The 1,203-nt window shown below is 48.1% G+C and carries 1 protein-coding gene; it reads right to left on the bottom strand.

Annotation, left to right across the window (positions count from 1 at the left end):
* Positions 1-28 precede the first annotated feature (28 nt).
* Positions 29-1,123: an ISAs1 family transposase gene (locus CX650_RS18030; protein WP_101096626.1), complete on the bottom strand. Its 1,095-nt coding sequence runs from the start codon at positions 1,121-1,123 to the stop codon at positions 29-31.
* Positions 1,124-1,203: the final 80 nt, after the last annotated feature.

Raw genomic sequence — 1,203 nt, 5'->3', positions numbered from 1 at the left:
CAGGGCGGGATTCCACTTTGCTTATATCTTAACCAAATAACAACTCTGAGCGAAATGTAGGACTCCAACCAGCACGGCGGCGCTTACCTGCCAGACTGTCTTTTTTGCCTTGGTGCTGCCTTATCGCACTCAGAGCCGCTCGGTTAAATAGGGCGAGATGCTTTGCGCCATCAGGATCCGTTACCTTCAGCGCATCTTCGCGGAAGACCACATCCAGCACCCAATGGAGCTGATTTTCTACCCCCCAATGCTCTCGAATAGTCCTCGCGGCCTCTTCGGCATTGAGCGGTAAGGAACTGACATACCAGCGTGAAGAACATGATGTTATTCCATCGACTGTCCGTTCACTGGCAACTTCGATAAATGAGATGATGTGCGGCCACTTTTTCTTAAGTTCCGCTGATAATTCTGCTTCTATCTGCATGACTGTTCGGCGCTCCCTGCGGCCATGACCCATGTTGAACTGCTCAAATATAGCCAGTTCTGGCTGCTCATACGCTTTACTGAAGCTGGTTTTGACTGCTTCAAATAATCCCGGCTGGTTCGACTTGAGCTGAATAATGAAATCACCGTTCCCCTGTTTAATTTTGTTCATGGTAGACACCTGACAATGCAGTGCATCCAGCGTCAGAACGGCATTATCCAGTGCCATAGCATCAATCATGTTGCGGGCGACTTCAGCTTCTTTCCCTTTAGAATGTGAACTGTCTTGGTAAAGTGTAATGCCGTTGCCGACATCAAATGCGCTGACAACATGGAGTGCATTCTTAGCATCCTCACTCCACGCCCCGCGCAGGGTTTTTCCATCCAGCGCGATAACGGTTTTCCCTTCCGTTTGCCGTTGCTCATTGATCCAGCCAAATATGGCTTGAAGGAGCAGTTCGCTGTCCAATGCTTTGATTATATTACTGATACAATGCCTTTTAGGGATGCCATTTTCAAATTTTCGGTACAGACGGAGCCAATCTAGCTGTTCTTCTCCGAATTCCTGAATGGACTTCCACCCAGTCGCACCGCTGAGGATAGCACTGAGTGTCAGGAACACCACATCCACTAAATTATGCTTTAGATTGATGTCCTTACGGGGATCGGTAATCTGTTCTAGTTGTTTCAAAAGGGTCATGGTCATCTGTGGATTAAGGGCAAGGCAGATCAGATCATGACCAACCGTAAAAGTTCAATTTAAAGTGGGATCCCGCCCTG

The organism is Shewanella indica, assembly GCF_002836975.1.
Classification (GTDB): domain Bacteria; phylum Pseudomonadota; class Gammaproteobacteria; order Enterobacterales; family Shewanellaceae; genus Shewanella; species Shewanella indica.
This window is presented reverse-complemented; position numbering and strand designations above follow the sequence as displayed.

What these genes read in the sequence shown, in the direction of transcription:
- CX650_RS18030 (WP_101096626.1), bottom strand. Translation starts at nt 1,123, where the DNA reads ATGACCCTTTTGAAACAACTAGAACAGATTACCGATCCCCGTAAGGAC.